Origin of the sequence: Bacillus sp. 491mf, from assembly GCF_900112415.1 — a bacterium.
Classification (GTDB): Bacteria; Bacillota; Bacilli; order Bacillales; family Bacillaceae_G; genus Bacillus_A.
This window is the reverse complement of the sequence record NZ_FOLV01000090.1, coordinates 1-2,325: the sequence shown is the minus strand read 5'-3', so window position 1 is coordinate 2,325 and position 2,325 is coordinate 1. Positions and strand designations below refer to the sequence as shown.

Annotated in this window: 1 protein-coding gene, 1 rRNA gene and 1 pseudogene; all 3 read left to right on the top strand. The window is 35.1% G+C overall.

The genetic code is table 11. From position 1 onward, the window contains the following. Positions 1-309, top strand: a pseudogene (locus tag BM211_RS25700) (RNA-guided endonuclease InsQ/TnpB family protein); the annotation flags it as partial. A 317-nt stretch (positions 310-626) separates the two neighbouring features. Continuing rightward, positions 627-1,652: a serine hydrolase domain-containing protein gene (locus tag BM211_RS25695; RefSeq protein WP_177207002.1), complete on the top strand. Its 1,026-nt coding sequence runs from the start codon at positions 627-629 to the stop codon at positions 1,650-1,652. Between the two features lie 527 nt (positions 1,653-2,179). Next, a 16S ribosomal RNA gene (locus BM211_RS25690) occupies positions 2,180-2,325 on the top strand; the annotation flags it as partial.

The window sequence follows — 2,325 nt, the reverse complement described above, 5'->3', positions numbered from 1 at the left end:
TTATCGTTGTAGAAAATTTGAACATTCGTAACATGGTTAAAAATAGAAAATTATCGAAGTCTATTTCTGATGCGGGGAATGTTTCGAAACATGCTTGCTTACAAATGTGAAAATCATGGTGGTGTACTCATTAAGGTAGAACCAAAGTATACTTCACAAGACTGTTCTGTTTGTGGGAATCGTGTGAAGAAGTCTCTCTCTATTCGTACTCACATTTGTACAAAATGTGGAACGGTATTGGATAGAGACTATAACGCGAGCCGGAACATCTTACAAAAAGGGTTAGAAGAATTGCCTATCACAAACTAAGTCTACAAACTGTAGGGCAAGGTTATGTCCGAACAGTATAATCTACGCCTGTGGAGACTGTGTAAGACGCAGTGGGTCCCCCCGCTATGCAACGGTCTATGAAACAGGAAGCCTCTTCTTCAATCAGACCGTAAGGTGGATAAGGAGGGGTTATTCACTCAAAATCCTATCCTGAAAAGCTGGACTTTATTCTCTCCTGGTATTAATGAGTAAAAGGAAATTCGTATTGAAATGGGGAATAATACATTACTATTTATTAATGAGGAAGAAAAGACAAAACGAATGACATTAATTTAATAGAATGAGGGGGAATTATTTTGAGTAATCGAGTTTTAAACCTTACTAAAGCAATTCATAACATAATAGATGAACAATTTTCTGGAGCTATTTACATCAAGGATAACGATGAAATCTTATTTGAATCAGCATTTGGTTATGCGAACAGGGCTGATCAAACATTGAATAATGTTCATACACGTTTTGGAATTGCATCTGGCTGTAAGTTGTTTACAGCTATTGCGATTTGCCAACTCGTTGAAAAAGGTCTACTATCATTTGACACTCGTATTGAAGATTGTTTGAACATAAAATTTCCGTATTTTAACAAAGACATAACAATTCATCACCTTTTGACTCACACTTCTGGAATACCGGACTATTTTGATGAACAAGTAATGGATAACTTTGAAGACCTCTGGAAACAAACACCTATGTATCTTTTGAATGAAGTGAAAGATTTTCTGCCTTTATTTCAAAAGGAGAATATGATGTTCCAACCTGGAGATAAATTCCACTACAATAATGCCGGATTCATTGTTTTAGGTTTAATCGTAGAACAACAATCAGGACTTTCTTTTACCAACTATATTGAATCAAATCTCTTCCGACAATGTGGAATGAATGATTCAGGATATTTTCCTTTAGATCAACTCCCTAAAAACACTGCCTATGGGTACATAGATAATAAAGATGGAACATGGAGAACAAATATCTACTCTATTCCGATAAAAGGTGGAGCTGATGGGGGTGCTTTTACTACATCATCAGATATGATCAAATTTTGGGAAGCTTTGTTTAATCATCAGCTTTTGAGTAAAGAGTGTACAGAAATACTTTTGAATTCACAAATCCATGTTAAAGATGGGGTAGATTATGGATATGGACTTTGGATCACTAAAAGTGAAGAATCTATAATTAAGTATCATGTAATGGGATATGACCCTGGCGTAAGCTTCCATTCTGCTTTTTATCCTAAGTCAGGAATCAAGATAGCGATACTTTCAAATAAAAGTTCAGGATCCTTTGAAATAATGAAGAAGATTGAAGGGATTTTTGAGATATAATCAAACTTTTTTATAAGAAAACGATTCAATTGAATATATTAAAAATGTTTTTGATCAATCTTTTTTCAAAACATGCTTTTTCTTTTTATTCGTTTATCAAGGCAATTAGTATCAATTTGAACAAACTTTATTTTAAAGCAACAGTATATAGGAGCTTTGCCATATGCAAGGATTAAAACAAAGGGAGAAAGCAAATAGCGGTTATGTTGTACTCTGCATAGCAGCGACTTATATGTCGGAAATATATAGACTGGTGATAAACAAAAGGCTTATTGATAGAAAATGAGCCTTTTTATATTTTATTAGAAAAACATATTGACGTTTAATATGAAAGAGTGTAGTATTAAACGAGTCGCTGATGCAACAAAGCAGAAAGCGAAAACGAAATGAAAAACTTAGTTGACATCGAATAACTGAGATGTTAACATAAGGGAGTCGCTGATTGAGCGGCAAACAAGTTCTTTGAAAACTGAACGAAACAAACAACGTGAAACGTCAATTTTTATTTATGATGCTAGACAAACACTTTATTGGAGAGTTTGATCCTGGCTCAGGATGAACGCTGGCGGCGTGCCTAATACATGCAAGTCGAGCGAACCGATTAAGAGCTTGCTCTTAAGAAGTTAGCGGCGGACGGGTGAGTAACACGTGGGTAACCTGCCTATAAGACTGG